We start from the raw sequence: 5522 nt of genomic DNA on the forward strand, positions 1-5522 counted from the left end.
GAACAGGAAAGTTAAGCTCTACAGCGCTGATGGTACTGCATGGGAGACTGTGTGGGAGAGTAAGACGTTGCCAGGTTTATTATGCGATATTAGCTCAGTTGGTAGAGCACCTGACTCTTAATCAGGGTGTCCCGGGTTCGATCCCCTGATATCGCACCATATTTTAGACTATTGAATTTTTTCAATAGTCTTTTTTGTGTATAAAAAAACCTAAAAATAAATAAAAATATAAAATATTACAAAAAAGCTAAATATTAATAAAATCTGTACGATAATTAAATAAATAGTAAATACATAAAAATATTGTAAATAAAAGATGAATTGTATGGTGTAGGAGAATATATAGGAGGTACAGAATGGATATTGTAATAGTAGGAGGTCTAGTAACAGCTTTTATTTCATTAATCTTAGGTTATGTTTTAGAAGAAGGAATGATAAAGGCTTTATTTCAGCTATCAGCGGCACTAATAGTATTTGGAGGAACGATTGGTGCGGTAGTAGTATCATTTCCAGGGAGTGTTCTAAAGAAGTTTCCTAAAGTAATAAAGATAGCTTTTCAAAAGAGAGAAAGTAACATGGTAAATAATATAATATATTTTAGAGATATATCTACAAAAACAAGAAAAGAGGGACTTCTATCTATAGAAAATGAGGTGGCAGAAAGCAATGTAGATCCTTTTATAAAGCAAGGACTTCAATTAGTTGTAGATGGAATAGAACAATCAACAATTGAAAGCATTATGCAGACAAAATTAGAACAAGTAGTAGAGAGACATGAAGATGGGATGGAGATTTTTTCAGCAGCTGGAGGATATGCTCCTACTATGGGTATTATAGGTACAGTAATGGGATTAGTTCAAGTAGTTGCCAATTTAAGTGATCCAACAACATTAGGGCCTAAAATTGCATCAGCATTTATGGCAACTTTATATGGAATATCTTCAGCAAATCTTTTATGGTTACCAATAGCAAATAAATTAAAGATGCTAAACAAACAAGAAGTCATTGAAAAGCAAATGATAATAGAAGCGATATTACTTATTCAGCAAGGTGTTAATCCAAATACTCTAGTAAGTAAACTTGAAGGATTTTTAGAAGATGGAAATGAAGCTTTATTAAAAGATAGTAAGTAGGTGTAAAAGTGAAAATGAGGAAAAAACAAAATAAGAAAGAAAATAGCGAAAGATGGCTACTTACATATTCAGATTTAATTACATTACTAATGGCTCTTTTTGTAATATTATATGCATCTTCTAATGTAGATAAAGAAAAATACCAACAGATATCAACATCGCTTCACCAAGCTTTTAATATGAATGATTCAGGTAATGTAGGAGTTATAGAAGGAAATCCTGCAACTGGAGATCCTGATAAAGAAGAAATAGAGAATAATGAAATTACTGAAGAACAAAAATTAAATTCGATTAAAGTTCAAATTGATAAGCTTATTAGTGAAGCTGGATTAGAAGGAAGTGTATCAACCAAATCAGAGGAAAGAGGACTTGTAATAAGTTTTTCTGATACTATATTATTTGATAGTGCTAAGGCAATAGTTAAGGATGACCATAAAAAGCAGCTAATAGATATATCAAAGGTTTTAAATAAAGTTGATAATGATATAATAATAGAAGGCCATACAGATAATGTTGCAATTAAAAATGACTTGTATGATTCAAATTGGGAACTTTCTTCAGCAAGAGCAGTAAATGTGCTGAAAACTTTTGCTAATGAATGTCAAGTTAGTTCAAATAGGTTATCAACACGTGCATATGGAGAATATAAGCCTGTTACAACAAATGATACTGAAGAAGGTAGGGCTAAAAATAGAAGAGTTGATATTTTAATAGTAAATAACAAATTTAATGGAATTGAAGTAACAAATAAATAGATTTTTAAGAGGAGTCTTGGGATAAATTCTAAGGCTCTTTATTATGGAATAAATATATTTTTGTATTAATATAACATTTTCTAATATAATGAATACATTTTTGTGATAATATAATAGTTAAATATGTAAAATAAATTAGGAGGTCCATATTATGACATTTAAAAGTAAAAAGGTAGCAATAGTAGGAACTGGGTTAGTAGGATCAAGTACAGCCTTTAGTTTGATTACACAAGGTGTATGTGATGATATTCTTATGATAGATATAAATGAGGAAAAAGCAAAAGGAGAAGTAATGGATTTAAACCATTGCATTGAATACTTAAATAAAAATACAAGAGTCACTACAGGAAGTTATGCAGAATGTGCAGATGCTGATATAGTTGTAATAACAGCAGGAGCGCCACCTATTAAAGGACAGTCTAGATTAGATACATTAGAGTTATCAGCTAAGATTGTAAAGTCAATAGTAGATCCAATAATGGAAAGTGGGTTTAATGGGCATTTTGTAGTAGTATCCAATCCTGTTGATTCTATAGCTTATTATGTTAAAAAGCTTTCTGGATTACCAAAAAGTAATGTAATTGGAACTGGTACATCCTTAGATTCGGCTAGATTAAAAAATTTCATAGGAGAGTTATTAAATGTTGATCCTAGAAGTGTTCAGGCATATTCAATGGGAGAACATGGAGATTCTCAAATGGTTCCATGGTCACATGTTTATATTGGAGGAAAGTCATTTAACAAAGTAATAGAAGATAATAAAGATAGATTTGGAAATGTAGATTTAGATAAATTAGTATTAGAAACTGCTAGAGCTGGATGGGAAGTATATAATAGAAAAGGTACTACTTATTATGGAATTGCAACAGCTATAGTAGCTATAATAAAGGCTGTTTTGTATAATGAAAATAAGATAATTCCTGTTTCTGCATATTTAGATGGTGAATATGGACAGAGTGGAATATATGCGGGTGTTCCAGCTGTATTAAATAGTAATGGAATAAAAGAAATTGTAGAAATTGATTTATCAGATGATGAAATGAAAAAGTTTGAAAAGTCATGCCATGTTATACGAGAGTGTGTGGAAAAATTATAAGGAGAAAGAAGGCTTATTTAGTCTTCTTTTGACTAAAGTTATAATTTTTTATAAAAAAGTTATTGACTTATTATCAATTCATCTATATAATTAAATCTTGTTGAGGGACAAATCTGGTGATAATGGCATAGAGGAAACACTCCTTTCCATTCCGAACAGGAAAGTTAAGCTCTATAGCGCTAATGGTACTGCATGGGAGACTGTGTGGGAGAGTAAGACGTTGCCAGGTGTTTATGGTTTACTAGCTCAGTCGGTAGAGCACTTGACTTTTAATCAAGGTGTCCGGGGTTCGATTCCCCGGTAAGCCACCAAAGGGTCACTTCAGCTGAAGGAACCTCTAATAAGAACTTGCTTAGCATTAATATAAAAAAGGATTTTACGTTAGTAAAATCCTTATTTTATTTCCTTTTTACAATAGAGAATATATCATTTTTGGTAAAAATCAAAAAATTCTTAAATGATTCAAAATCATCTTTTAGTGTAGAATTATCTGCACTTGTCAAATAACCACTTGAATAAGTTGCGAGTATAAAAAAGTATAATCCAAGATTTATATAAATATCTTTAATATCTGCAACAAATAAATTACTTATTCCTATAAAATCTAAACTTCCACCATAAAAAACTTTATCTATAAGTGAACATAGTGCTCCACAAAATAGAAATATAAAAGAACAATCTCCAAAAAAAGTTGAAATGTTTTTGGAAACTAAATAACGATATATTTCAAGTAGAAAGAATAAAGCAATCACATTAGTAAAAATTAAAATAGGAAAACTTACTGAAGTTCCAAATCGAGCATTTAACCAAGAACCATCAGTATTTATCAATGGACTAAAACTTAGCATTTTATTAATAATAGTAATATTCTTATTGAAAAAATAAAATTTGATTATGATTTTAATTCCTTGGTCAATTAGCATTAATATAAAGAATACAAAAAGTAATTTCTTAAAAGGAATACCATTTGTATGTTTTGTGCTATAAATATAAATTATATATCCAATTGAAGAGAATATAGCAATTAAGATTATGTTAGCTAAAAATGTTAATGGATCTGAAGCTCTTCCAGTAACAAGCTCAAATAAAAAATATATCCCCCACATTAGAGGGAGTCCTCCAATTGATAATAGTTTAATGTGTTTCATATAACCCTCCATCATAGTTTATTTTATAAATTAAGTTTATCACATAGAATTGCAAAGTTCACTATAAAGTGGTTAATGATTAGTTAGATGAGGTATAATAGAATGGAGAATTATGAAATAAGATGAAAGAGGGTATTAGAATGTTAGTTATATTTGCTGTGTCAGATTCTATTGGAGAGACTTCAAATCAGGTAGCAGTAGCAGCTGCTAGTCAATTTAAAGGTGATGTGGAAGTTAGAAGATTACCATACATAAAAACTCTTGAAGATGTAGAAGATGTAATGAAAGCTATTGATGAATGTGAAAAAGCAATGATTATATCAACAATAATAACAGTAAATGTTAGAGAACATTTAACTCAGAAAGCAATAGAAAAAAACATATTTGTGATAAATGTTCTAGGACCTATAATAAATGTTGCAGCTACATTATTAAATAAAGTGCCTGAATATAATCCAGGTGCTATGTGGAATACTGATGAAGAGTACTTTAAAAGGATAGAAGCAATGGAATTTGCAATGCAATATGATGATAGTAAGGATTATAGAGGATTAAAAAATGCAGATGTTATATTAGTTGGATTGTCTAGAACATCTAAAACTCCTTTATGCATGTATTTAGCTAATAAAGGGTTAAAGGCTATAAATATACCTTTAGTTCCTGAGGTAGGAGTTCCAGAAGAGTTATATGAAGTGAATAGGAAAAAGATATTTGGTTTAACTATTAATCCTCTACAATTGATAGAAATTAGAAAGAAGAGATTAGACAAATTTCATAGAATACCATCAGATATTGAATATGCAGGAGATGCAAGAGTATTGGAAGAGTTTGAGTTTGCAGATAAAATAATAAGAAAGTTAGGATGTAAAACAATTGATGTTACTCAAAGAGCAATAGAAGACACTGCGTTAATAATATTAAAAGAGATAGGTTACAAAAAGAAATTAGAATTTTAATTGTATTTTAGTTAAGTATATGGTATAAAAAGGCATAAATCTATATTTATTAGGAGTGTTTGACTAAGTTGTTGTTGAATTATAAAAAATAGGCAAGTTGTTTTTTTATAAATGTTTGCCTATTTTTTATATTATAATAAATAAACTAATCCAAGTGTATCTTTATGTGTAATTAAGAGAAAAAGAAAGAAAATTAAGCTATAATGGAGAAGTTAAAGAATAATAGGTCATATTATTAACATATATGTTCATTTGTATGATATTATAAATCTCGGCGTTACGATATGTAAAGAAAAAGTAGTTTAAATAGAAAAACAAAATTTATTTAAGAAACTTGTTGACAGATATCAAAAACGATGATAAGATAAGAAAGTCGCTTGAGGGCGGCAAACAAATTGGTCTTTGAAAATTGAACAGATTATATAAGTTAAAAA

General features: G+C 29.3%; 5 protein-coding genes, 2 tRNA genes and 1 rRNA gene. 7 read left to right on the forward strand and 1 reads right to left on the reverse strand.

Going from position 1 to position 5522, the window contains the following annotated elements; genetic code table 11:
* The first annotated feature begins 83 nt into the window (after window positions 1-83).
* From NNC19_RS23060 to NNC19_RS23085, 6 genes are all read left to right on the forward strand, one after another.
* Window positions 84-159 (forward strand) — tRNA-Lys (locus tag NNC19_RS23060).
* Between the two features lie 197 nt (window positions 160-356).
* A complete protein-coding gene (locus NNC19_RS23065) occupies window positions 357-1133 on the forward strand; it encodes a flagellar motor protein (RefSeq protein ID WP_310941038.1) in 777 nt (258 codons plus the stop codon).
* 14 nt (window positions 1134-1147) lie between these two features.
* The gene (locus NNC19_RS23070) at window positions 1148-1888 is read left to right on the forward strand and encodes a flagellar motor protein MotB (protein ID WP_310941039.1); all 741 of its coding nucleotides are present in this window, start codon (window positions 1148-1150) and stop codon (window positions 1886-1888) included.
* A 151-nt stretch (window positions 1889-2039) separates the two neighbouring features.
* On the forward strand, window positions 2040-2984 hold the full coding sequence (locus tag NNC19_RS23075) for an L-lactate dehydrogenase (protein WP_310941040.1): 945 nt from the start codon (window positions 2040-2042) through the stop codon (window positions 2982-2984).
* A gap of 112 nt (window positions 2985-3096) precedes the next feature.
* Window positions 3097-3213, forward strand: a 5S ribosomal RNA gene (gene rrf, locus NNC19_RS23080).
* Window positions 3214-3219: 6 nt separating this feature from the next.
* Window positions 3220-3295, forward strand: a tRNA-Lys gene (locus NNC19_RS23085).
* 87 nt (window positions 3296-3382) lie between these two features.
* Here the strand turns inward: NNC19_RS23085 and NNC19_RS23090 are convergent.
* Entirely contained in the window at window positions 3383-4132 is a 750-nt protein-coding gene (locus tag NNC19_RS23090) for a signal peptidase II (protein WP_310941041.1), read from the reverse strand.
* 140 nt (window positions 4133-4272) lie between these two features.
* On the opposite strand from NNC19_RS23090, the gene NNC19_RS23095 reads away from it, so the two are divergent.
* Complete coding sequence (locus NNC19_RS23095) at window positions 4273-5088, forward strand: pyruvate, water dikinase regulatory protein (protein WP_310941042.1); 816 nt, start codon at window positions 4273-4275, stop codon at window positions 5086-5088.
* Window positions 5089-5522: the final 434 nt, after the last annotated feature.

Origin of the sequence: Clostridium sp. SHJSY1 (assembly GCF_031626875.1) — a bacterium.
Classification (GTDB): domain Bacteria; phylum Bacillota; class Clostridia; order Clostridiales; family Clostridiaceae; genus Clostridium.

What these genes read in the sequence shown, in the direction of transcription:
- NNC19_RS23095 (WP_310941042.1), top strand. Translation starts at nt 4,273, where the DNA reads ATGTTAGTTATATTTGCTGTGTCAGATTCTATTGGAGAGACTTCAAAT.
- NNC19_RS23090 (WP_310941041.1), bottom strand. Translation starts at nt 4,132, where the DNA reads ATGAAACACATTAAACTATTATCAATTGGAGGACTCCCTCTAATGTGG.
- NNC19_RS23065 (WP_310941038.1), top strand. Translation starts at nt 357, where the DNA reads ATGGATATTGTAATAGTAGGAGGTCTAGTAACAGCTTTTATTTCATTA.
- NNC19_RS23070 (WP_310941039.1), top strand. Translation starts at nt 1,148, where the DNA reads ATGAGGAAAAAACAAAATAAGAAAGAAAATAGCGAAAGATGGCTACTT.
- NNC19_RS23075 (WP_310941040.1), top strand. Translation starts at nt 2,040, where the DNA reads ATGACATTTAAAAGTAAAAAGGTAGCAATAGTAGGAACTGGGTTAGTA.